The organism is Actinomadura rugatobispora, assembly GCF_055379765.1.
This window is the reverse complement of record NZ_AP029191.1, coordinates 4,029,193-4,051,593: the sequence shown is the minus strand read 5'-3', so window position 1 is coordinate 4,051,593 and position 22,401 is coordinate 4,029,193. Positions and strand designations below refer to the sequence as shown.

The 22,401-nt window shown below is 70.3% G+C and carries 22 protein-coding genes; 19 read left to right on the top strand and 3 right to left on the bottom strand.

Going from position 1 to position 22,401, the window contains the following annotated elements; genetic code table 11:
- Positions 1–37: 37 nt before the first annotated feature.
- Positions 38–1,243, bottom strand: a complete 1,206-nt coding sequence (locus ACZ466_RS17410; RefSeq protein WP_464043880.1) for a serine hydrolase domain-containing protein — start codon at positions 1,241–1,243, stop codon at positions 38–40.
- Positions 1,244–1,630: 387 nt separating this feature from the next.
- On the opposite strand from ACZ466_RS17410, the gene ACZ466_RS17405 reads away from it, so the two are divergent.
- The 16 genes from ACZ466_RS17405 to ACZ466_RS17330 all read left to right on the top strand — a co-directional run bounded on the left by ACZ466_RS17405 (position 1,631) and on the right by ACZ466_RS17330 (position 16,533).
- Entirely contained in the window at positions 1,631–2,113 is a 483-nt protein-coding gene (locus ACZ466_RS17405; RefSeq protein WP_378280082.1) for an ATP-binding protein, read from the top strand.
- An 853-nt stretch (positions 2,114–2,966) separates the two neighbouring features.
- Positions 2,967–3,938: a helix-turn-helix domain-containing protein gene (locus ACZ466_RS17400; RefSeq protein WP_378280081.1), complete on the top strand. Its 972-nt coding sequence runs from the start codon at positions 2,967–2,969 to the stop codon at positions 3,936–3,938.
- Positions 3,939–4,090: 152 nt separating this feature from the next.
- Positions 4,091–4,861: a hypothetical protein gene (locus ACZ466_RS17395; RefSeq protein WP_378280079.1), complete on the top strand. Its 771-nt coding sequence runs from the start codon at positions 4,091–4,093 to the stop codon at positions 4,859–4,861.
- Between the two features lie 153 nt (positions 4,862–5,014).
- Positions 5,015–5,266 carry a thioviridamide family RiPP peptide gene (gene tvaA, locus ACZ466_RS17390; protein WP_378280077.1) on the top strand — a complete coding sequence of 84 codons (252 nt, stop codon included), beginning with the start codon at positions 5,015–5,017 and terminating at the stop codon, positions 5,264–5,266.
- Positions 5,267–5,278: 12 nt separating this feature from the next.
- On the top strand, positions 5,279–6,376 hold the full coding sequence (locus ACZ466_RS17385; RefSeq protein ID WP_378280075.1) for a phosphotransferase: 1,098 nt from the start codon (positions 5,279–5,281) through the stop codon (positions 6,374–6,376).
- Positions 6,373–7,359 carry a T3SS effector HopA1 family protein gene (locus ACZ466_RS17380; protein WP_378280074.1) on the top strand — a complete coding sequence of 329 codons (987 nt, stop codon included), beginning with the start codon at positions 6,373–6,375 and terminating at the stop codon, positions 7,357–7,359. Before ACZ466_RS17385 ends, ACZ466_RS17380 begins: the two co-directional genes overlap by 4 nt.
- Complete coding sequence (locus tag ACZ466_RS17375) at positions 7,356–8,228, top strand: hypothetical protein (protein ID WP_378280073.1); 873 nt, start codon at positions 7,356–7,358, stop codon at positions 8,226–8,228. Before ACZ466_RS17380 ends, ACZ466_RS17375 begins: the two co-directional genes overlap by 4 nt.
- Positions 8,225–8,821: a flavoprotein gene (locus ACZ466_RS17370; protein WP_378280072.1), complete on the top strand. Its 597-nt coding sequence runs from the start codon at positions 8,225–8,227 to the stop codon at positions 8,819–8,821. Before ACZ466_RS17375 ends, ACZ466_RS17370 begins: the two co-directional genes overlap by 4 nt.
- Positions 8,818–10,047, top strand: coding sequence for a 50S ribosomal protein L11 methyltransferase (locus ACZ466_RS17365; RefSeq protein WP_378280069.1), 1,230 nt, complete (start codon positions 8,818–8,820; stop codon positions 10,045–10,047). The genes ACZ466_RS17370 and ACZ466_RS17365 overlap by 4 nt, the downstream gene beginning before the upstream one ends.
- Positions 10,044–11,396, top strand: coding sequence for a YcaO-like family protein (locus ACZ466_RS17360; protein WP_378280067.1), 1,353 nt, complete (start codon positions 10,044–10,046; stop codon positions 11,394–11,396). Before ACZ466_RS17365 ends, ACZ466_RS17360 begins: the two co-directional genes overlap by 4 nt.
- Positions 11,396–12,073 (top strand): TfuA-like protein, encoded by a 678-nt coding sequence (locus ACZ466_RS17355; protein WP_378280066.1) that lies wholly within the window; start codon positions 11,396–11,398, stop codon positions 12,071–12,073. The genes ACZ466_RS17360 and ACZ466_RS17355 overlap by 1 nt, the downstream gene beginning before the upstream one ends.
- Positions 12,070–12,885 (top strand): phytanoyl-CoA dioxygenase family protein, encoded by an 816-nt coding sequence (locus ACZ466_RS17350; protein ID WP_378280064.1) that lies wholly within the window; start codon positions 12,070–12,072, stop codon positions 12,883–12,885. The genes ACZ466_RS17355 and ACZ466_RS17350 overlap by 4 nt, the downstream gene beginning before the upstream one ends.
- Positions 12,882–13,592, top strand: a complete 711-nt coding sequence (locus ACZ466_RS17345) for a C1 family peptidase (protein ID WP_378280062.1) — start codon at positions 12,882–12,884, stop codon at positions 13,590–13,592. The genes ACZ466_RS17350 and ACZ466_RS17345 overlap by 4 nt, the downstream gene beginning before the upstream one ends.
- Positions 13,589–14,452, top strand: coding sequence for an SDR family NAD(P)-dependent oxidoreductase (locus ACZ466_RS17340; RefSeq protein ID WP_378280060.1), 864 nt, complete (start codon positions 13,589–13,591; stop codon positions 14,450–14,452). The genes ACZ466_RS17345 and ACZ466_RS17340 overlap by 4 nt, the downstream gene beginning before the upstream one ends.
- The gene (locus tag ACZ466_RS17335; protein ID WP_378280058.1) at positions 14,449–15,612 is read left to right on the top strand and encodes a cytochrome P450; all 1,164 of its coding nucleotides are present in this window, start codon (positions 14,449–14,451) and stop codon (positions 15,610–15,612) included. The genes ACZ466_RS17340 and ACZ466_RS17335 overlap by 4 nt, the downstream gene beginning before the upstream one ends.
- A 24-nt stretch (positions 15,613–15,636) precedes the next feature.
- Positions 15,637–16,533, top strand: coding sequence for a JmjC domain-containing protein (locus ACZ466_RS17330; protein WP_378280056.1), 897 nt, complete (start codon positions 15,637–15,639; stop codon positions 16,531–16,533).
- 43 nt (positions 16,534–16,576) lie between these two features.
- Here the strand turns inward: ACZ466_RS17330 and ACZ466_RS17325 are convergent, their stop codons facing one another.
- Positions 16,577–16,966, bottom strand: coding sequence for a hypothetical protein (locus tag ACZ466_RS17325; protein WP_378280054.1), 390 nt, complete (start codon positions 16,964–16,966; stop codon positions 16,577–16,579).
- A 204-nt stretch (positions 16,967–17,170) separates the two neighbouring features.
- Between ACZ466_RS17325 and ACZ466_RS17320 the strand changes: the two genes are divergently transcribed.
- Together ACZ466_RS17320 and ACZ466_RS17315 are read left to right on the top strand one after the other, a co-directional pair.
- The gene (locus tag ACZ466_RS17320; protein ID WP_378280052.1) at positions 17,171–17,695 is read left to right on the top strand and encodes a pyridoxamine 5'-phosphate oxidase family protein; all 525 of its coding nucleotides are present in this window, start codon (positions 17,171–17,173) and stop codon (positions 17,693–17,695) included.
- Positions 17,696–17,922: 227 nt separating this feature from the next.
- Positions 17,923–19,974: a WD40 repeat domain-containing serine/threonine protein kinase gene (locus tag ACZ466_RS17315; protein WP_378280050.1), complete on the top strand. Its 2,052-nt coding sequence runs from the start codon at positions 17,923–17,925 to the stop codon at positions 19,972–19,974.
- A 457-nt stretch (positions 19,975–20,431) separates the two neighbouring features.
- On the opposite strand, the gene sigJ is transcribed toward ACZ466_RS17315, so the two are convergent.
- Positions 20,432–21,343: an RNA polymerase sigma factor SigJ gene (gene sigJ / locus ACZ466_RS17310; protein ID WP_378280048.1), complete on the bottom strand. Its 912-nt coding sequence runs from the start codon at positions 21,341–21,343 to the stop codon at positions 20,432–20,434.
- A 157-nt stretch (positions 21,344–21,500) separates the two neighbouring features.
- Between sigJ and ACZ466_RS17305 the strand changes: the two genes are divergently transcribed.
- Positions 21,501–22,130, top strand: a complete 630-nt coding sequence (locus ACZ466_RS17305; RefSeq protein WP_378280046.1) for an LUD domain-containing protein — start codon at positions 21,501–21,503, stop codon at positions 22,128–22,130.
- Positions 22,131–22,401: the final 271 nt, after the last annotated feature.

Below are 22,401 nucleotides of genomic sequence, written 5' to 3'. Positions count from 1 at the left end.
GCCTCTTACTGCGGGTCAGCCATGCTGTGGCCGCGCGTCAGCCGCCTCCGTCGCCGTCGCCGGGTGAAGCCCCGGTGATGGCCTGCCTCTGCTGTCCGATGATCTCCTGCATCGGTACGCCGTCGTAGTTGCTGAGGACGACGCCGACCCACCCTGTGTCCGGGTAGATGCTCCAGTGGGTGGAGCTGCCGGGGTAGGTGCCACTGCGCGCGAGTTCCCACTGGCCTTCGACGATGTGGGCTGTCGACCCGTAGGTGCTGAACCCCGGGGAGCCTCGGAAGTTGGGGGCCTTGACCGAGGTGAACACGTCGGCCCAGACCCGGGCGAGGACGGTGCCGTCGTACAACGCTTCCGCGAACCGGACCATGTCCGGTGCGGTGACGAACCCGCCGTCCGGGACGAAGTTGCGGGCATTGTTCTGGCCCGCTATGCCCGGGCTCGAGGTGTCCTTGTCCAGGTTGCGGACGGCGTCCACCCGGCTGCCGTCGGCCTGTTTCATGTACGAGTGCGCGATGTGCTCGTCGGCCAGCCACTGCGGCCTGGTGTAGTACGCCGAGCCGGTCATGCCGCAGCGCTCGAAGATGTGCTCGTGCACGTAGTCCCAGAACGTCATGCCGGTCACGGCCTCGACGATCTGCACGGTGATATCAGCACCCCAGCCGGGTTTGTCCGAACCCGCGCCGGGGGAGGCGACCAGCTTCGCCTGCCGGGTGTACTGCCGGTAGTACTCGTGCTGCTCCTGCTCGCTGTGGAAGATGCGCTGGTGGTCGTGCTCCGGAAAGGACAACCCGGAGGTGCCCATGAGCAGGTGGTGGACGCGCACCTGCTCAGCGATCTCCTTGGCGAAACCGGTCAGGTAGGTGCCCACCGTGTCCCACAGCTTCACCTTGCCCCGCTGCGCCAGCTGCACGATGGACAGGCTGACGAACGGCCCCCCGTAGAGGTTGAACGCGGCACCTTCGTGGTTACGGATCCCCTTCTCCTTGTCGGCCATGCCGTAGCTGCGCGACAGCACCGTCCGGCCCCGGTGCGACAGCAGTACCACTCCGGAGAACTTGTCCTCGGCGGCCAGCTTTGCGATGTACCGGTCGTAGGCGCCGCCGGGACGGGTGTCCGGCGGGATCTGGCCGGGCGCCGTGTCGGCGTGGCCGAGCCGTCCACCGCCGCCGGCTTGGGCCGTGGCCGCCTCGCCCAGCAGCGGCGCGGCCACGGCGGCACCGGCCACCACGGCTGCGCCCCGCAACAGCGAACGCCGGTCCGATCCTCCGTCATCAGTCCGAAGTTCCCTGGCCACGGCCTTCTCCTTCCGTGATGATCCATCGCCGCAAACTTTCTAGCGACTGAGGAGTCACACCACGGTGCCCAAAGCTGTGACCCGGCTGTGACCGGGTCTGCAGCCAGAATCGGGGGTTGCCGACTCCGCGATGGCCTCCGAAGCCGGCGGCACCATGCCCTCAGCACTGACCGCTGCGGTCCATGCCCGGGGCGCCCCGGGTTTGGTGGAGGCTCTGACCCCTGGAAGGGTGAGGGGCTATGGCCCCCAGGGAAGTATTCCCCTGCGCTTCGTGAACGCGGGTGCTCAGCCTGCCTACTCCGATTTGCTGGAACGCAAGGCGACCGACCGTGTCAAGTGGCCCAGCTCCGGAGCGCGTTCGCGGAGGTCGAGGACTGCAAACGGCTCGAGCTGCGGCGTGGAGACCCCGCCCGGCTCAAGGGCGGAACGACCGCGGAGATCTCCCACCTGCTCGCCGAACTGATCGAGAACGCGCTCGCCTTCTCGCCACCCGGCTCGCCGGTGGAAGTGTGGACGCGGATGGACCCGTCCGGCCATCACATCGCGGTCGTCGACCGCGGCATCGGCATGGCGCCCGCGGCGATGGCCTGCGTCGACACCCGGGCGGGACGAACCCCTGTTCGCTCGCGCCACGAACCTGGGCCACCACGTGGCGGGACGACTCGCCGCCCGACTGGGGTGAAGGTACGGCTGCAGGAGTCGCCACTGAACGGGATCACCGCGCCTGGAACCCCGCCCACCCAGCGTGACATCTGGACCCCGACGCCGCTGAAAGACATGAGCCGGTGGGGCCACTCAGGAGCCCGGCCACGTGACTAGACCGGCACACCCGGTGCCTGGAGGCGGGAGGGCCGCTCAATGCCCGGTATCTGTCCTGGCGCGGCCATGCCCGGCAGATTAGAAAACGGTGGAAGGGCGTTCGCGGGGTCCGCGTCCGTCTGTGAGGACGGAAGGGGAGTGGAGCATCCAAGCCTTTGTTCAGCAACACCTGAACTATCCGCACCATGCCCCCGAGACTGAATTTTCAGTGCAGACACTCGGAGGATTGAGTTTCGCGGCGAGGCTTCAGTGACTTCCCCTCAAGCTGCCGCCACTGCCCAGGGGCGGGTGAGTTTCCGCACTGTTCCGATGAAGTCAATATTTCTCAGGAGCGTGTTGCGAGCACGTCCTGTCGATGTCAGCAGGGGATCAACTGTCTCTTGAGAATTCCATTTCTTTGTTGAAAACGGTAGATCTCGATATTTGGCCTGTGTTCGCGGGGTCCAGGTCAGGCTTCCCCGAGATCTACGGCCGCTTTTGTGCTTGCTTGGTCTGCCTTTTCGTCATACGGAGTTCATCGCGTCGGCCCGCATCGTCGGTGGTTGGGCGGGGCTGCTTCCTCTTGTTGCATGAAACCCGGCGTGCCCCGAGAACGGCAACCGGAGATCCTTATGCCCGAGTGTGCACCTCTCGCGGATGCGTTGCAGATGATCGCCATGGGGGTCGGACGTAGGCTCTTGCCGCTTCTCGGAAGATCCGTTCCTGGGGCGCACCAATCGGTGTTCTGAAATTTGCGGTAGCGGTGGGTGGGCTCCGAGAAAAGCGCAGTGCGACGGCCAAACGGCCGTCGCGCATGTCCTTACATGCTCTCCCGCTCAACCACACGATCTCATCTGGGGGAAGAAGATTTCGTATGGAGACGCCAACACGGTCGAGCGCCCTCGACGACGAGGTCATGGCCTGTTGCCGGTCACTGGGCACCGAGTTGCGCAGTGCCCGGCTACGACGCAACATCTCACTTCGTGAACTGGCGCGGCGCACCCATTACAGCCACACCTACCTGAGCAAGATCGAGCGTGGGGAGAAGGTGCTCACGCTACGGCTGGCCGAGCAGTGCGACGAGGTCCTGGGCCCGGACAGCGAACTGGCGGCGCTGGTCGAGCGGGCGCAGCAGACGCGCGGCCGCTGGCCCCGGCCCCGTCAGCTGCCGGCCGGACCTTACCGGTTCGTCGGGCGGGAGGCGGAGCTGGCCAGGGCGCGGGCCTGGCTGCGCAGCCGTCGGGCGGTGGATGCCGGAGTGCCGATCCTGGCGGTGCACGGCCCGACGGGGATCGGCAAGACCGCGCTGGTGCTGCGCTGGGCGGCCGAGGAGACCGAGCAGTTTCCGGACGGCACGCTGTTCGCCGACCTGGGTGGCGGGGGGCGGCGGGTGGAACCCGCCGCCGTGTTGCGTGGGTTCGTGACGGCGCTGGGTGTTGAGCCGCACCGGGTACCCGAGGACGTGCGGGAGTGCGCCGCCCTGTTCCGCTCGCTGTTGCACGGCAGCAGGACGCTGGTCGTGCTGGACGGTGCGGTGGACGACGAGCAGGTCATCCCGTTGCTGCCCGGCTCGGGCGGCAGCAGCGTGGCGATCACCAGTCGCGAGCGGCTGACCATGGTGCACGCTCGCTTCGATCCGCTGAGCATCACGCTCGGCTGCCTCGCCCCCGGGAAAGCCGCTGAGCTTTTGCACTCCCTGGTGGGCGGTGCGGGCGGCGTCCAGGCCGAGCAGGTCGGCTGGGCTTCGCCGGAGGAGATCAGGTTGGCGGCCAGTGCCCTGCCGAATCGCCCGTGGCGACCGGAGACGGCTTCACCGTCGATACCTGGGGACGCGTCAACGCGGTAGGTGGACCATTGAGTCGCGTCCGGAAATTGTAGCGAGAAACATATGACCCAGATATTCACAGAGAAAGAGCGGGTGTTGTGCGAAGCGGACGGGACCAGCCGGGCCTGGCCAGGGCGACGAAGTGGATCGTCCCGGTCGTCATCGTGGCAGAAGTGGTCCTGCTGCTCTCCGGGGCCGTCGGGCTGGGCGCCGGCTTGCTGGTCGTGGCCGTTGTCGAGGGAACGCTGCTGGTCCTGGTGCTGTTCGAGATCTGGCTGTTGTGGCGGGCGGTGCGCCGGGCGCGGGCGGCGGGTGTGGACGGCGCCGATGCGCTGGCCGCCTCGCTGCGCATGGTGATGCCGGATTTCGCGGCCTCGGTGGTCAAGCACGACCTGCTGATGATCCGGGCGCTCTGGCTTGTGGTGAGGGGAAGCCGGGATGTGCCCGCGGACGGCGAAGCAATTCACTACAGCAGGGGACTGCGCCCGATGATGTGGGTCTTGTTCGTGCTGAGTCCGCTGGAGATCGTATTGGTGGAGTCAGCGGTGCCGTGGGTTTTCCTGCGGCTGGTGCTGGTCGTGCTCGGCGTGCTGGGTGCCATCTGGTTGCTCGCGCTGATCGCGACGATGCACAAGTACCCGCACAGCGTCGACCCTCGCCGGTTGCGGCTGCGCTACTGCTCGTTCTTGGATGTTCGGGTGCCGGTCGCCGATATCAAGACCGTCACCATTTCCCGGCGGCAACGCTCGATGCGGCGGTCCGCGGAGGTCGTCGAGGGAGTGCTGATTTTGGAGGTCTCGGGGGCGACCAACGTTTCTGTCGCCCTGCACCGTGAGCACCAGGTCGATCTCGGTCTGCGCGGCCGCAGAGCAGTGCGCCAGGTGGATTTCTGGGCGGATGATCCCGCAGCCGCCGTACGATTCATCCGAGCTCAGGTGACCTGAATCATCCGGCGACCCGCCGCCTTTATGGAAGCCGCCGGGGGCCCTCGCGATGGTTCCTAGAAGAGTCACCACTGATCATCTGGACGACTCCCGCGTGTGGCGACACTCTGGTCAGGAGAGCGCGACCGCCGCGCTCCTGCCGAATGGGGAGTCATGGAGAAGAAAGAGGATGCGGTGACCGCGTCGGTTCCCGAGGCCGACATCGAGGAACTGGTCCGGCAGATCAAGGCCGACGACGTGGCGAACGCCGAGCTGGGCGAGGTCGACCTGTCGTTCGCCGAAATCTCCGGGCTGAGCGATGAGGAACTGCAGAAGTTTCTCGAGGAAAAGGCCAGCGTCACGGCGGCGAGCGGCGTGCAGCAGAGCGTCATCGGCTTCGCCGTCACCATCGGCGTGCACTGCTGATCTGGCCTTCGCATGAATCCGACCATCGATCACGATGAGCGGATGCGGGTCCGGGCGCTGGGTTTCCACACCCGGCGTCCGGTCGCCCATCCGAAGCCCCCGGCCGAGCACACCGCCGATCGTTCCGCAGTGGCCGACCGCGTGCGCGGGCTGGAGTTCGACGCCCCGGTCGCGTGGGTGCGGCCCTGCGTCTCTCGGCGCCCCGTCGCGCTGGTCGGGTTGGCCGACGGACGCCACATCGTGCTCAAGTGGCCGGACGAGGACCTGGACCGCACGGGCGACCGGGAAGCCGAGATCCTGGACCTCCTGCACACCACCCCGCTGGCGGCGGCGACCCGGCGGGCCCTGCCCAGCCCGGTGCCGCTGGGGGCTCCCGGACGCGTGCGCGCCTACGACGCCGTCCACCCCGCCCTCAGCCTGCGCGACCTGCTGGGCGCGGGCATGCTGGGCCCGGGCCAGATCGACGCACTCGCCACCGCCCTGGCCGGGCTGCACGACGCGCCGTGGCCGGCCGAGGTGTTCGCCGACCCGGACATGCGGATGACCGTCCCCGCGCCGCGCACCACGCTGCTCACCGTCGAGGAGTACTCCCGGGGCGTGGGTGCGGAGTTCGACGTCTGGATCCGCGCCATGCAGCGGCTCTCGGACTGCTTCGCCGAGCTCCACCGGAACTGGGACGCACGCTCGCTGGTCCACTTCGACCTCCGCGACGACAACGTGCTCTTCGGCTCAGGCGGGAGTGTGCGGATCATCGACTGGGAGTTCGCCGCCGTCGGCGACCCGCGCTACGACGTCGGCTACCTGGTGGCCCAGTTCATCGTGCACGCACTGCGCTCGAGTCCCGGCACCCGTCCCGCGCTGCCCGCCGGAGCCATACGCACGGCCGACCATTTCACCGCCGCCTACTTCGCCCGCACGCCCGGCGGGCGTGACGCGGTGCGCGCCGTCGTGCGTTACGCCGGGCTCGTGCTGCTGCAGCATGCCGGGGCCCGTCTGGAACTGTTCGGCTCGCTCGGCCGCACCGGGCACCTGTGCCTGCTGCTCGCCGAGGGCCTGCTCCGCCGCCCGGAGACGCTGGCCGGCCGCCTGTCCACCGGATGTGCGCCGTGACCGATCACGAGGACCTGTTCCGCGCCATCGCCGCCGATCTGGTGGTGGAGTCGCCGGAGAAGTTCCGGCACCGCGAACTCGGCGCGTTCACCCCGCCCAGGGACCTGGAGACCACGGCCGACCGGCCGCTGCTGGTTCCCCTGTGCCGCACCGTGTACCTGCTCTACCACGCGGGCGATCAGCCCTCGGCGCGGTTGTTCCTCGGCGGCGGCCACGCCGCCCGCGCGGTGCACGACCTGGAGGACGGCGAGCACGCCGAGCGGCTCTCCCGCGCCGCCGAGGGCTTCGGGCAGTGGTCCGACGGCTGGACCGTCACCGAGCTGCGCGGGCCGGACGCGGTGGTGGCCCGCGACGGCCTGGCGTTGCTGGCCCGGCGGCATGAACTGTCGGAGCCCGCCGAACAGACCGGGCAGGTGGTCGGCGTCCGGTTCCGCACCGACCATCCCTACCGGGTGCCGGGCTGGTACTGCGTGGTCGGGGAGGTCGGCAGGCCGAAGAGCGCCGACCTGGTGCGGATCTACTTCTGCCTCGGCAACCCCGACGTGGCGCCGGCCCTGCTCAAGTCGGTGCTGGACGAGCTGAACCGGCACCGGATCGCGTTCGAGGCGAAGACGGTCAACAACCCCGCGTCGTTGCTGCGCCGGGACTCCTTCGTCGTCTACTTGGAACGCCCGCACTGGGAGCGGCACCGCGAGTTCTTCACCGACCTGCGGCGCACGCACGAGGCGGACCTGCGTGAGGACTACCCGCGTTTCGCCCTGCGCTTGGCCAGGGGCATGTCGTTCGCGCAGGATCCAGACCTCCCCGAGGGGACCATGAGTTTCGGCGAGCACCGCAGCCTGCTGGTGGCCGAAGGGCTGCTGGACGCCTTCGACGCCGGCGTGCGCACCCCGGCCGGGCGGTTCGGCGCGATCTCCGCCCGGTACCGGGCGGCCGGACTGGATGTGCGCACGCCCTACCTGAACCAGGAGGCGGTGCGGTGACCGGCGCCGAGCGCGTCCGCGACATCCGCGGCCCCATCGCTGATCGGCTGTGCTTGCGCACGCGGTCGGGCTTCCAATGGGTCGAACGCCTCCACCGTCCCGGCCCGCACTACCTCGGCCGGGCACAGTTGTCCTTGCTGCGCGAGGCTTTCCCGGGCGCGCACGTGCCGTGGGCGTACTCGGCCGCGGTGGCGGTGTGGCCCGCCGTGCCGTCCCCGGCACTGCTCAGCGACCGCATGCTGACATCCGCCTTCGCCGAGGACGACCCAGACTGGCCGCGGACCCTGCGTGCACTGGGCGCGCTGGCGGCCAGGGTGCACCGGACCCCGCTGACCGACGAGTTGCGCGCCGCCCTGCCCGACCGCAGCGGTGGCCCCGCCTGGCTGGCGGAGGAAGCCGTCGCCGCCGAGGTGCGGGCGCATCGGGCGCTGCTTCCGCTGGAGACCGCACCGGAGTTGGCCGCGGCCGCGGCCCGCCCGCCCGCCTCCGGCCCCGCGACCCTGGTCCACGGCCGGCTGTCCGCCGGATCGTGCGCGGACGGCCCGGTGCCGCTGGCGTGGCGCGAGGCCGGGATCGGCGACCCGCAGCGGGATCTGGCACATCTCCTCGCCGAGATCGTGGAGGCCGCGGCGTTGGTGAACTGCCCGGCACCGGTGGCGCGGGCGCGCGTGGAGGCGTTCCTCGACGGTTACCGCGACCTGGCGCCCGCCGGCCTCCCGCCGCTGTGGGACGCGGTCGCGCGCCGGATCGTCGAGCACTACGCGCAGGGCGTATGGGCCGGCGGCGACCTGGCCGGCGCCGCCGCCGCGCTGCCCTCGGTGGAGCGCTGCTGGGCCGAACTGCGACCGGCGGGAGTGGCGCACCGGTGAACGGCGACAAGATCGACCTGTCCGGTGCGCGGATCGTGCTCGGGGTGAGCGGTTCGGTCGCCGCGCTGGGCACCGCGCACCTGCTGATGTGGTTGCGCACCCGGTTCGGCATCTCCGACGTCTGCGTCGTGCTGTCGGAGGTGGCGCAGCGGTTCGTGACCCCCGCGTCGCTGACCGCCGTCGCCGACTGCGCGGTCGTGACCGGCTGGTCCGACCTGCCCGAGGGCACCAGGTCGCACGTGGGCGTCGCCGCGCGCGCCGACGTCGTGCTCGTGGTGCCCGCCACCGCGAACACCCTGGCGAAGATCGCCAACGGTATCGCCGACACCACGCTCACCGCCGTCGTGGCCGCCGCGAGCTGTCCGGTGATCCTGGCGCCGTCGATGAGCGAGATCACCTGGAACAAGCCCGCCACCCGGCGCAACGTCGCCCAGCTGGTCGCGGACGGCCACCAGGTCGTCGACCCCAAGGAGGGGATCTCGACCAGCACGTCCGAACTGGAGCTGGGCTCGGTCGGCGACTTCCGCGGCCCGCTGGTGCGCGCGCTGATCGCCACCCGTACGGCAACACCCTGGGGAGAGGAGCGACCATGATCACCAAGGACACGGTGCTCATGAGGAGACCGGACCTGATCGTCCAGCTGGACAGTGCCAACACCGTCCGCGTGCACCACGGCAGGGTGGTGTCGGAGTTCGGCGCGCACGCGCTGGCGTTGCTGGACGTGTTCTGGCGATCGCGCACCGTGGGAGAGGCGCTGCGCCTGCTCGCACCGAGGCTGGCCGGTGCGCGGGCACTGGACGAGGCGGTGAGCACCCTGAGCCAGCTGGTCTCGGCGGGGGTGCTGGCCACCGAGCACCGGCTGGGCTTCACCGACCTGGTGTTCCCGATGGGCGGCTACGGCATGGCCTACCCGAACATCCGGATGCTGGACGACCCGATGCGCAAACGGCTGTTCGTGCGCGCGGTCAAGGAGGTCGTCCAGCCCGGTGACGTCGTGCTGGACCTGGGCACCGGCTCGGGCATCCTCGCCGTGGCCGCCGCACAGGCCGGCGCCCGGCTCGTCTACGCCGTCGAGCCCGCGCAGTCGATCGGCGTGGCACGGGCGGTGGCCGAGCGCAACGGCTTCGCCGACCGGATCACCTTCCTGCGCGACTGGTCGTCCTCGGTCGACCTGCCGGAGAAGGCCGACGTGCTCACCACCGACATCGTCGGCAACGACGCGCTGGACATGGCCATCTGGGAGACCGTGCAGGACGCCCGCGAGCGCCTGCTCGTCCCCGGCGCGCGACTGGTACCCGAGGTGATCACCGCCTACGCGACCCTGGTGCGCCTGCCGCCGGAGTTCGTCGCGGCGCACCGGGTGGTGCCCGAGCACGTCGAGGAGTGGAACGCCCGCTACGGGATGGACTTCTCGCCGGTACTGGAGCACGACCGCGACCGGGTGGCCGGGTTCTACGAGCCGCCGGACGTCGCCGCGCGGTGGGCCCGGCTGTCCCCGCCGGTCCCGCTGTTCGACGTGGACCTGCACCATCGCGCCCGCGCGTTCACCAGCACCGCCGAGGTGGTCGCCGACCAGGCGGGGGCCGCGAACGGTGTGATGATCCACTTCGAGGCCCGGCTGTCCCCGGGCACGACCCTGTCCACCGACCCGGCGGGCGGTTGCGCCAAGAGCCACTGGTTCACCGCCGGGTGGGCCTTCCCCCGGCCGGTCGACGTGGTGCCCGGCACCGCGGTCACCCTCGCGTACCACTACACCGGCGACGGCCGTGCCGCCGTCGAACTCGCCGGGTCGGCGGCGCTGGAGGAGGTGACGGCGTGAGGATTCGTGACCACGCACCGAAGTTCGCCGGCAGCGGCACGCACCGCGAAGTGGCCACCGAGGAGACCGCGGCCCGGATCTGGCCGTACCTGCGGCACGTCGGGGTCACCCGGGTCGCCAACATCACCTGGCTGGACTCCATCGGCATCCCTGTGTACAACGCGATCGCGCCCCGCTCGCGCGACCTGATCTCGGTCTACAACGGCAAGGGCCTGCGGCCGGTGGACGCCAAGGTGTCGGCGGTGATGGAGGCGGTGGAACGGTTCGCCGCCTGGCAGCCGCGCACGCCCGCCGCCATCGCCTCCTACAACGAACTGGTCAAGGGCGGCACCGCGGTGCTCAACCCGGCCGACTGCAACACCAGGCTGCACGCGCGCTACCACGACGACCTGCCGGTGTCCTGGTTGACCGGCTACGACCTCGTCAGGCGGGAGCCTGTGATGGTCGCCATGCACGGCACCACCTACAGCGACCAATACCACGAGTCGCCGGTCTATCACATCGCCTCCACGAACGGCCTCGCCTCCGGCAACACCCTGGAGGAGGCGGTCACCCACGCGCTGTGCGAGCTGATCGAACGCGACTCGATGACCCTGGCCGAACTGGTGACCACCTACCTGGAAGGCGTGCTGCGGACCGGGACATCGGTGCCCCGCCAGCCCGAGGCGGTGACCGCGGCGATGCGGTCCCGGCACCCGCACTTCGACATGGACCGGCTGCCACCCGCGGTGGCCGAGGTGGCGGCCCGCTTCCGCGCCGCCGGCGTCGAGGTGCGGATGGTGGACATCACCTCGGAGCTGGGCGTGCCCAGCGTCTGGTGCGCCACGGTGGACACCTTCGGCCCGACCTTGGAGGCGCAGGGGCACGGCGGATTCGGCACGCACCCCGACGTCGAGGTGGCGATGATCCGCGCGCTGACCGAGTGCGCGCAGAGCCGGGCGGTGGACATCCAGGCCATGCGCGAGGACATCAGCACCCCCGACGAGGAGGTCCCCAAGCACCTGCAACACGTGCACCGGGCCGCCACCATCAACAAGTCCGGCTGGTGGTGGGAGCCGACCGACGTGCTCACCACCGCGGCCGACGTGCCCAGTCACCCCTCCGGCGACGTCACCGCCGACCTGCGGTTGCTGCTCGACCGGCTGGTGGCCTGCGGACTCGACCGGGCCATCGTGGTGGACCTGTCCCCGCCGACGGTGCCCGCCTCGGTGGCCAGAGTGATCGTCCCCGGTCTGGAGTCCTGGTCGGTGGACCACAGCAGGCTGGGCGCGCGGGCGGCCCGGCTGTGGAACGAGACCGTCACCGGCCTGGCCCGCCCGGCCGAGGCGGCCGCGGGGAGGGGGGTCTGATGCGCGCGGTGGTGTTCTGCGGTACCAGCCTGAGTCACGCGGACGCGGCGCGGGTGCTCGACGCCGAGTACCTGCCGCCGGTCGGCAAGGGCGACGTGGACCGGCTGCTGGCACGGCCCCGGCGGCCGGACCTGATCGGCATCGTCGACGGCCGGTTCTTCCAGTCGCTGTCCATCTCCCCCAAGGAGATCCTGCGCGCGCTGGACGCCGGCGTGGCGGTCTACGGATCCTCCAGCATGGGCGCGCTGCGCGGGGTGGAGTGCGCCCCGTACGGCATGGTCGGCATCGGCGCGATCTTCGAGGCCTTCCGTTCCGGGGAAACCGACGAGGACGATGAGGTGGCCATCACCTACTCGGCCGAGACGCTGGAACCTGTGTCCGAGCCGTTGATCAACCTGCGGTTCGCGATCGCGGCGGCGGTGCGCGCGGACGCGGCGACCCCGGAGCTGGGAGAGCGGTTCCTGCGCGTGGCCAAGGAGATGTACTTCCCGAGGCGGACCGCCGCCGCCGTGCTGTACGAGCTGCGGCGGGAGTTCGCCGCCGACGAGGTGGACGCGCTGGCCGCGTACCTGCGCACGAGCGCACCGGACACCAAACGCGCGGACGCACTGCTGTTGCTGGAGCGGATGGGCGCGGATCTCACGGCCGGACAGGCCCCCTCAGGGGTGCGCGGATGACCGGTGCGGCGCAGGACCTGCGCGAACGCCTGCTGGCCGACGGCTACGCCTTCCCGGTGCCGGTGCTGCGTCCGGAGGAGGCCGCCGAACTGCTGGCCGCCGTGCGCAGGCACGAGCAGATCTCCCGCCGGGTCGGCGGCCGGGTCGCGCAGCGGTGGAACTCGCCGAAGCTCCACCTGCTGGCGCCGTGGGCGGACAGGCTGGTGCGTGACGAGCGGCTGCTCGACATGGTCACCGGGATCATCGGCCCGGACGTCCTGGTGTGGTCCACGACCGTGTTCACCCGCCCGGCGGGCGGCGCCGGACGGCTCGCCTGGCACCAGGACGCCCTGCACTACGGCTGGACCAACCCGCGCGGCAACGCGGTGCGGGTGTGGCTGGCGCTCACCGGCACCACGCGGGAGAACGGCACGATGCGTTTCCTGCCCGGCCCGCACAACAGCGAGCTCGTGCCGCACCGGGCGAGCGGCGGGCCGTACGGGCTGGAGGTGGACATGGACATCGACGAGGCCGCCGGCGTCGACGTACTGCTGGCGCCGGGCGAGGCGTCGCTGCACACGCCCACGACGGTCCACTCCTCCGGCCCGAGCACGGCGACGACCGACCGCGTGTGCTTCGCCATCGACTACATCAGCCCGGCACTGCGGCAACTCCCCGCGCCCGACAGCGCCCTGCTCGTTCGCGGCAGCGCCACGCCGGGCTCCTTCGCGCTGGAGGAACCGCCGGACAGCGAGTACGGCGCGGCCGGCCTGCGCCGCTTCCACGAAGCGGTCCTGGTGCGGGACAAGCACTTCGCCGCGGTCGGCCGATGATCGCCGGCGCCGGTCTCCCAGAGCGCGTCGCCCTGGACCCCGCCGCGTTCCCGCCCGTCGAGGACCACCAGTGGTACCCGACGTGCGCGGCGGCGGTCACGGCGACGCTGGCGGCCTTCCACACGCATCGGCTCACCGGGGCGGTGCGGCGCCCGTCGGTGCTGTTCAACTACTTCACCTCGCGGATCGTCGGTGACTTCATCCGGGGCGAGGGCTCGCGGGTGGACTGGTGCCTGGCGGCGTGGCGGCGGTTCGGCATCCCCGACGAGGCCGGCTGGCCGTTCACGGCGGCGGCGATCGACCGGATGCCGGACGCGCACGCCTTCGTCCAAGCCAAGGCATACCGGGGCATCGGCTACCGCAGGCTCGACGGCGCGGGCACCTCCGGGCGAGCCCGCCTGGAACGCGTCCGCGAGCACCTCGCGGCGGGGGCACCGGTGACGGTGGACTACCCGCTGAACCCGGTGCAGGCCCCGGCGGGCGAGACCGGGGAGATCCCCGAGTTGCCACCCGGCGCCGAGCACCACGCCCGGCACGTTGTCCTCGCCGTCGGATACGACGACCGGCGCGGTGCCCTGCGCGTCCGCAACAGCTGGGGCACAGGCTGGGGCGAGACGGGGCACGCCTGGCTGCCGTACCGGTACGTGCTCGCGGGCCAGACGGAACACCATTGGACGGTCGAAACAGCCCCCTGGGAGAGCACATGACGGACACGGTTGCGGTGGTCACCGGCGCCAGCGCCGGCATCGGCGCGGCGACCGCCCTGGAACTCGGCAGGCGGGGCCTCCACGTGGTGCTCGTCGGCCGCGACGAGGAACGCCTGCTCGCGGCCTCCCGCGCGGTCGACGAGGTCGCGCCGACGCCCTCGCGCCCGGTGCGCGCGGACTTCACGCGCCTTGACGACGTGGAGGAGCTGTCCCGCGTCCTGCACGGGGACTATCCGGGGATCGACGTCCTGGTCAGCAACGCGGGCGTGCACACCACGCGCTGGGAGCTCACCGGGGATGGACACGAGATCACCAACCAGGTCAACCATCTGGCGCCGTTTCTGCTGACCGGCCTGGTGTGGGATCTGCTGTCGGCGCGCCCAGGCGGCCGGGTCGTGCAGACAGGCTCGCTGCTGGCCGAGGGACTGGACCCCGAGGATCTCAACCGCACGCGCAGCCGCCGCGCGGGCTGGGGTGCCTACAAGGCGTCCAAACAGGCCAACGCGTTGGTCGCGGTGCACCTCGCCGGCCTCACCGGTCCGGCCGGACCGGTCCCGACGTGCTGCCACCCGGGCATGGTGCGGACCACCTTCGCCTCCGGATCACTGCCGTACCGCACGTTCCGCCGGGCGTTCCCCTTCCTGTTCCAACCGGTCGAGACCGCCGCCCTGGCCCTGGCCGATCTCGCGACCGGCGAGGACGGGGTGAACCACCCGGGGGCGTTGTTCAACGGCACGAAACGGGTGCGGAGCCTCAAACGCTGGCGGGATCCCACGCTGGCGCGGCGACTGTGGGAGGCCACTGAACGGGCGCTCGGTAATGACCGGCTCGGCCCGGCGCACCCGAGAGTCGGCACATGACGGCGCTGGAGCGGTTCCTCGGCGCGGACCTCTTCCACCAGGACATCCACCCGCTGATCGCCGAGGTGCGCGCCGGGACCCCGGTCGCGGCCGTCGACGTGCCCGCCACCGGCGAATCCCCCGCGTCCCGGCAGTTCTACGTGTTCACGCATGCGCTGGTGCGCGAGGTGATGGGTGATCCGGCGCGGTTCTCCAACCTCGCGTACGCGCCGCAGATGCGCATGTTCGCGGGGCGGACGATGCTGGAACTCGATCCGCCCGAGCACTCCGAGTACCGGGGCCTGATCGCGCCGCTGCTGCGGTCGTCGGTCGTCGGCCGCCGCTACCGGGAGCTGGTGGACTCGGTCGTCACCGCCGGGGTCGGCAGGCTCACCGGACGAGCGGAGCTGCTGGCCGACCTGACCTCGTGGGTGCCGGTGCGCGTGATCGGCGGGCTGCTCGGCGTGCCCGAGGCGGACATGGAGAAGTTCTGCGCGCTGGCCCTGCGGCTGATCGACGTGTCCTCGGAGTGGCGGGAGGTGGCCGAGGCGCGGACGGAACTGGCCGGATACTTCGCCGAGCTCGTCACGACACACCGGGGCGGGCCGGACCTGCTGGGCGACCTGCTCGCGATCCGGGCACCCCGCCGGTTGAGCACCGAAGAGCTGGTGTCGTTCCTGCTGCTGCTGATCCCGGCGGGCATCGAGACGACCCACCGGGCCGCGGCGAGCCTGCTGCTGACCCTGTTGCAGCGCCCGGCGCTGCTGGACGAGGTACGAGCGGACCGGTCGCTGCTGCCGAGGGCGATGGAGGAAGTGATGCGCTGGGAACCCGCCGTGGCCGGCGGGCTGCGGATCGCCCGGCGGCCGACGACCCTGGGCCGGGTCACGGTGCCCGCCGGTGCGGTGGTGTACACGTCCTTCCTCGCCGCCAACCGGGACCCGGCGCGGTTCGCCGATCCGGACGTCTTCGACATGCACCGCGACGGGCTGCAGCACGTGACCTACGGGCACGGGCCGCACCTGTGCCTGGGGATGCACCTGGCCAGGTTCGAGGTCGTCGCACTGGTGAACCGGGTCCTGGACGTCCTGCCGGGCCTGCGGCTCGATCCGTCGGCTCCGGAGCCGTACTTCCACGGCAAGATCTACCGGACGCCGAACGCCCTGCCCGTTGTTCTCTAGGCCGGACCGGAGGTTGAGGGACCCATGTACGTACCGGAGTTCACCGAACTCGTGGGTGAGGAATCCGAGTTCTTCTCTTCCGTCTTCAACAAGAGACCGATCCTGCGGCCAGGCGCGTTGCTCGAGCGGCATGCGGAGCTGCTGACGGTCGCCGACCTGGACGAGCTCCTGCGGTCGGGCACGGCCCGGCTGCCCTACGTGCGGGTCACCAAGGACGGCGATCCGGTGCATCCCATGAGCTACACGAAATTGCTGCGGGTGCAGGGGGAGTATTTCGCCGACGCGGTGGTGGCGGAGCAGGTGCTCGGCCTGTTCCGGTCCGGGGCGACCATCACGTGGAATACGATCAACCACCTCCACGCGGGCGTGCGGGGACTGACGACCATGCTGGGCGCCAAGTTCTCCACCAGATGCGACGCGGTGGCCTTCCTGACGCCGTCGGGTACCGAGGGCTTCCGTCCACACCATGACCCGGTGGACGTGTTCGTGGTGCACCTGCACGGCCGGAAGCGGTGGCAGGTGTGGGGGCTCCCCGAGACGCGGAAGGGGGACGCCGCCCAGTTCTCCCGGGAGGACCTGGGCGACCCGCTGTTCAGCGAGGTGCTGGAACCCGGGGACGTCATGTACATGCCCTACGGAACTCCGCATGTCGCGATGGCGGAGGGTGGTGTGTCGCTGCACCTGTCAGTGGTGGTGCGGCCTCGTATGTGGGGGGACTTGGTGCAGCAGGTGGTGCGATCGGCCGTCGCAGGCAATTCCGCGTTCATGACCTACCCCTATGTGAATGTGGACAACGTTGGGGAGTTGGTCGTCGGGGTGAAGGAAATGCTGGGGACCCTCGTGGAGGAGTTGGAAAAGGTCGATATCAGAGAGGTCGTCGCCGGATTCACGCAGGACGGCGGGAAGGAAGTCCGACTGTAGGAACGGAGGAGCGCCTGTCGCGTCGCGTGGCCGCCTGTGCGTCCTACCGAGGCTGGACGCTGCCTGTTTCGAACCATTCCCGCGATGTCCCTGACAGCAGCCAGATGACGGCGCCGATGACGGCGAGGGTGACGACGGTGACGACACCGCCGATGAGATCCGGCGCCGTCAGCAGCACGGTGAACTGGATCAACGCACCGAACAGGAACAGCGACTCCAGCACGAGCGCGAGGTAGCGGCCCCACGGCACGCCGCGCATGACCTGGACGGCGCTGAGCCCCAGGGCGGCGGTCAGACCGACGCACATCACCCCCAGCATGATGAGCGGGCCCGCACCGTCCTGGCCATGCTCGTGCTTGGACGAGGCGTCCATGAACAACCCGGACGTGCCGAGGGCAAGGACGGCGGTGTGCAGGCCCAGCAGTGCGACCACACACCTGATTCGATTGGGGACGCGTGGGGACGTCCCGGGCTTGGGATCTGTCATGTGCGCCATTGTGAAGGCGCCACGTCGAGACCCCTCCCGAACCGGTCCATGCTGTGGCGTGAGGGTTGCCCACGTTGGCGTTACAGCGATGAGTTCTGGGCCTGGCGCTGGTCTGTTTCTTGTCAGTACTCGTGAGGGAGGGGCGGAGACATGACCGATCGCGATCCCGCTGAGGCCGTCAATCTCGACATCTACGGCTCTGGTCCACTGCCATGGAGCACGGCGCACGACCGGTTGGCGGCAGAGTTGCCCCGGGCGGATGTCCCGCTGTTCCTTGGGACGGTCCGTCCGGACGGGCGTCCGCACTCCGCCGCCGTCGGAGCTTATTGGTTGGAAGGCGACCTCTACTTCACCAGTGGCCCCGGCACCCGCAAGGCCCGCAACCTGGCGGCGAACCCGGCGTGCACGATCTCCGTCCGGCTGACCGGCGTCGACCTCGTCCTGGAGGGCGAGGCGGCCAGGACCGTCGACTCCGGCATCCTGGCCCGCGTCGCGGCCGGGTACCGGGAGGGCGGCTGGCCCGCGGAGGTGGACGGCGACGCGCTCACCGCCCCCTACAGCGCGCAGAGCGCGGGGCCCCCGCCGTGGCATTTGTACCGGTTCACCTTCCACACCGCTTTCGGAGTGGCCACCAGCGAACCCTTCGGCGCCACACGCTGGCGCTTCGACCGCTGAACCACCCTCCAAAGTGGTCCACTGCCCAACAATGCGCTGCCCGGCCGGGACGGGCCACTCTGAGGAATGGACGCGGGGCGGCCTGGAAATCGGCTATCGCGGCACGCCAAAAGATCACGTGGAGGTTTCCGGGCGACGAGGGGCGTAGGGTGATGGCCTCATGCTCGGGCCGGGCGATCAGTAGAATTCCCCTGCCGCTGCTCCTACGTCTTGAGGGTGGGCCGTTGGTGGACTCTTTGCAGCCTGGCGACCCGGCCAAGGTGGGCGACTACCTGCTGCTGGGCCGCCTGGGCCGGGGTGGCATGGGTCAGGTGTACCTCGGACGATCTCGCGCCGGGCTCAGGGTCGCGGTGAAACTGATCCATGCCCAGTACGCGGACGACCCCGACTTCCGGCGGCGGTTCTCACGGGAGGTCGAAGCCGCACGGCGGGTGGGCGGGCACTACACCGCCCAGGTCATCGACGCCGACCCCGGCGCGGATCCGCCCTGGATGGTCACCGCCTATGTGGACGGCCCGTCCCTGTACGACGCCGTCGACACGATCGGCCCGTTGCCGCCGGACACTGTTCAGACGCTGGGCGCGTGTCTGGCCGAAGGGCTGGCGGCCATCCACAAGTGCGGGCTCGTGCACCGTGATCTGAAGCCGGGCAACATCGTTCTCGCGGCCGACGTGCCCCGGATCATCGATTTCGGTATCGCCCGTGCTCTCGGCTCCCGGGGTATGACCACCCACGGGAGGGTGCTCGGAACCTACGCGTACATGTCTCCGGAGCAGGCCCGGGCATGGCCCACCGGGCCGGCGAGCGACATCTTCTCGCTCGGCTCCGTGCTCGCCTACGCCGCCGTCGGCCACCCCCCTTTCGGTCGAAAGGACGATTCCGAGCTGCTGGAACGCATCATCGACGGATCACCTGATCTCACCGGAGTCCACGAATCGCTGCGCGGCCTGATCGAGGCCTGCCTGCAAAAGAGTCCCGCCGACCGGGTCACGGTCACCGAAATTCTCGAGCGGCTTGAGGCGGCCGACACGCGGGAATGGCCGCCGCCCGTCATCGCCAGTCTCATCAGGGCGAGAGCCGCCCAGTCGGAGGGGCAGTCCCCTCCGGCATTCCCCAGGCCCGTCCCTCACCACGAAACCCTCACGCCGCCCGGGCAAATCCCGGGTGCGGCATCCCCGCGCGGTGTGGGGGCGACTCCGCCCGACGCGTCGTTTCCGCCGTTCAATGCCGGGTTCGCGCCACAGGGGCCTCGCTCTCCCGCGATTCCCGCCGCCATTCGGCGCCGTACGCTTCTGTTCGCCGGGGGCATCGGCGCGGCGGCTCTGACCGTCGTCGGCGCCCCGGTGGTCGTCGCGCTCGCGCGTTCGGACGAGGAGAAAAGCCCCCGCGGCGGCAGCACCGCGCCGTCCGACCCGAACCAGCTGACCGGGCACAAAGCCTCGGTGACCTCGGTGGCCTTCAGCCCGGACGGCAAAACGCTCGCCAGCGCCAGCGCCGACCACACCATCCGAGTGTGGGACACGGTGAGCAGGAAGGCCCGCGCGTCGCTCACCGGGCACACCGCCGGTGTCACGTCCGTGGCGTTCAGCCCCGATTGGAAGACCCTCGCCAGCGGCAGCGCCGACAGGACCATCCGGTTCTGGGACCTGCGGAGCAGCACCACCAAGGCGACGCTCGCCGGGCACACCGGCCCGGTCACCTCCGTCGACTTCTCGCCCGACGGCGGTTTCCTCGCCAGCGGCAGCACCGACCAGACCGGGCGCCTGTGGAACGTGGCGACGGGACAGAACACCGCGACGCTGAGGAAACGGCCGGTCACCGTGAACTTCGTGGCGTTCGGGCCCGACGGGACGGTGCTGATGACCGCTTACGCCGACAACACCGTCGGCTTCTGGCGGACGGCGAAGCCCGGCGAGGATCCCGGCGTCCTGACCATCAACGACATCAGTTCCGTCAACGGCCTGGCGGTGTCGAGGGGACTCATCGCCATCGGCGCCACTCCCGGCATCGTCTCGCTGTGGGACGGAGAGAAAAGCGTCCCGCCGCCACTGCGCACGACGAGTCCGGTGAACGCGATCGCGTTTCATCCTGACGCGACGAGGCTGGCCGTCGGAACCAGCGGCGGAACCATCCTGCTGTGGGACACCAAGAAACACCAGGTCGTCGGCGCCCCGTTCACCGGGCACAGCGACGCCATCACCTCGGTGGCGTTCAGCCCCGACGGGAAACTTCTCGCCAGCGGCAGCGCCGACAAGACCATCCGGCTGTGGAACACCTGACTGAGAATTTCCGTGTTCTCATGCGGCTCCCGCCAGGCTGAGCCGGTCGACGTTGTCGCATTCGGCGTCCAGGACGGCCCGCAGCGCGCGGGCCCGAGCGCCATGGTGTCGTCCGGCTCGGTTTCGTGGTCGACGACGCCGGCGCGGGCCCGTCGTCGAGGGTGTCACACTCGGCCCTGCCTCGCCGTCGACCAGGCATGGGGATGACAGACCGGGACGCCGAGGAACTGCTCGCGCGGTCCTTCGAGACCCCCGGCCGCGGCTGCTGCGCGGGCTTGACGTCCGCGACCTGGCCGCCCGGCGCTGCTCGTCCTGGAACTGCGAGCGCACCGAGTTCGGCGGAGATCGCCCAGGTCGTCGGCCGCACCTCCGCCGCGGTGCGGCACCTTGCCTCACGGGCCCGGCGGCACGTAGGGGATCGTCGGCCCCGTAGCTTTCAGAGCCAGGGAGAGGCGCCTCAGCCGGTCGTCCAGCGACGGAGTTTGTCGGGGTTGCGTACTACCCAGATGTGCCTGATCCGGTCGCCCGCGACCTCGAACGCGAACACCGTCACGGTGACGCCGTCCTGCTGAGCCACCAGACCGGGCTGACCGTTGACCGTCCGTTCCAGGAAGGTCATGGTGGCGGGCGTGCGGCGGGCGAGCTCGACCCAGGTGCGCGCGATCCGCTCACTGCCTTCGATGGGGTGCAGGAAGGTGGTGGCGAGGCCGCCGCCGTCGGCGATCGCCGTGGCGTCGGGGTCGAGCAGGCCGATCAGGGCGTCGATGTCCTTGGCCTCCCAAGCCTGCTTGAAATCCCTGATGACTCGGGTGGGCTGGGCTGCCGGAGTCGTCGCGGAAGGCTGTGAGTCCCGGATGCGGCGGCGGGCCGAGGAGGCCAGCTGGCGGCACGCCGCCGGGGTACGGCCGACGACCTCGGCCACTTCGGCGAAGGAGTGGCAGAAGACGTCGTGCAGGATGAACGCGACGCGTTCGGCCGGGGTCATCGATTCCAGCACGACGAGGAAGGCCAGGTTGACCGACTCGTCCAGGGTGACCCGGTCGGCGGGGTCGGCGACGGTGCCGTCGGGGAGCGGCTCGGGGATCCACTCGCCCACGTAGGTCTCTCGCCGGGCCCGTGCCGAGCCGAGCACGTTGAGGCAGACGCGGCTGGCGACCGTCGTCAGCCAGGCGCCGGGAGACTCGATGGCGTCCTGCTGCCGCCGGGACATGGCGTACCAGCGGGTGTAGGTCTCCTGCACGGCGTCCTCGGCCTCGGTCAGCGAGCCCAGCAACCGGTACGCGAGATTGATCAGGTGACGCCGCTCGCTCATGATCGCGTCCAGGCCCGGGGCGGGCCGGCCCTGTTCCGGCTCGGATCGCGTGGTCATGGCGCCGTCGGCTCCCTCTGTCGCATCGGTCCTCACCAGTTCGACAAGACGGCGCACCGGAATGTGAGGCGACGCACCGGCCTCACATTCCTGAGGGCTGCGTTGTCGAACTGCCGAGACCAATCGTCATCCAGCGCACAGGGAGCTCAGAGACATCATGACCAGCTCGACTCCGGAGACACCGTTCGCCGACGCGGCGCCCCCGCAGAGTCTGGAGCGGGCGGCTGCCGCGCTGACCGCGCACGGTTTCACCGTCGAGATCCTCGATGACGCCGCCGCCGCGCGTACCCGTGTCAGCGAGCTGATACCCGACGGAGCCAGCGTGTTCACCGGGGCCAGCGAGACCCTCCGACTGTCCGGCATCGATGAGGACATCAACACCGGTGGGCGATACGAGGCCGTCAAGCCGCGCACCCTGGCGATGGACCGCACCACCCAGGCGGACGAGATCCGGCGGCTGCGCGCCGGCCCCGACGTCGTCGTGGGCAGCGTCCACGCGGTCACCGAGACCGGTTCCCTCGTGATCGCCTCGGGCAGCGGAAGCCAGCTGCCCGGCTATTCCGGCGGCGCCGCCCGCGCGATATGGATCGTCGGGGCGCAGAAGGTGGTGCCCGATCTGAGCGTCGCGCTGCGTCGCGTCGAAGACCACTGCCTGCCGCTGGAGAACGCCCGCACCCAGGAGGCCCATGGGTGGCCCAGCGCCATCAACCGCCTTCTCATCCTCAACGCGGAGTACCAGCCTGGACGCGGCACCGTCCTGCTGCTCCGCGAAGCCATCGGATTCTGAACAACCCGTCGGGCAGTGGGCCCAGATGCTCCAGCCGGAGTTACGGGCCGATCAGACGTCGCGTCTGAGCACTGTCCTCGGCGGCCGCGATGGCGCGCTGAGCGGCGAACCTGACGCCGTGCTCGTCGACAGCGGCGGCTTCATCCGCCTGAGGTCGCAGGCTGGCTTCGGGACCGGGCCGGCCAGCAGATCCTGTACGCGGACCTACCGGCCGACCTCGCCCCGTGGCCGGCGCCGGCGGTCACGGGCTGTCGGCCGCTCCGCCGCCGGG

Coding starts and splice junctions, on each gene's coding strand:
- ACZ466_RS17365 (WP_378280069.1), top strand. CDS start 8,818: ATGATCACCAAGGACACGGTGCTCATGAGGAGACCGGACCTGATCGTC.
- ACZ466_RS17320 (WP_378280052.1), top strand. CDS start 17,171: ATGACCGATCGCGATCCCGCTGAGGCCGTCAATCTCGACATCTACGGC.
- ACZ466_RS17340 (WP_378280060.1), top strand. CDS start 13,589: ATGACGGACACGGTTGCGGTGGTCACCGGCGCCAGCGCCGGCATCGGC.
- ACZ466_RS17335 (WP_378280058.1), top strand. CDS start 14,449: ATGACGGCGCTGGAGCGGTTCCTCGGCGCGGACCTCTTCCACCAGGAC.
- ACZ466_RS17355 (WP_378280066.1), top strand. CDS start 11,396: ATGCGCGCGGTGGTGTTCTGCGGTACCAGCCTGAGTCACGCGGACGCG.
- ACZ466_RS17400 (WP_378280081.1), top strand. CDS start 2,967: ATGGAGACGCCAACACGGTCGAGCGCCCTCGACGACGAGGTCATGGCC.
- ACZ466_RS17345 (WP_378280062.1), top strand. CDS start 12,882: ATGATCGCCGGCGCCGGTCTCCCAGAGCGCGTCGCCCTGGACCCCGCC.
- ACZ466_RS17350 (WP_378280064.1), top strand. CDS start 12,070: ATGACCGGTGCGGCGCAGGACCTGCGCGAACGCCTGCTGGCCGACGGC.
- ACZ466_RS17330 (WP_378280056.1), top strand. CDS start 15,637: ATGTACGTACCGGAGTTCACCGAACTCGTGGGTGAGGAATCCGAGTTC.
- tvaA (WP_378280077.1), top strand. CDS start 5,015: ATGGAGAAGAAAGAGGATGCGGTGACCGCGTCGGTTCCCGAGGCCGAC.
- ACZ466_RS17385 (WP_378280075.1), top strand. CDS start 5,279: ATGAATCCGACCATCGATCACGATGAGCGGATGCGGGTCCGGGCGCTG.
- ACZ466_RS17305 (WP_378280046.1), top strand. CDS start 21,501: ATGACCAGCTCGACTCCGGAGACACCGTTCGCCGACGCGGCGCCCCCG.
- sigJ (WP_378280048.1), bottom strand. CDS start 21,343: ATGACCACGCGATCCGAGCCGGAACAGGGCCGGCCCGCCCCGGGCCTG.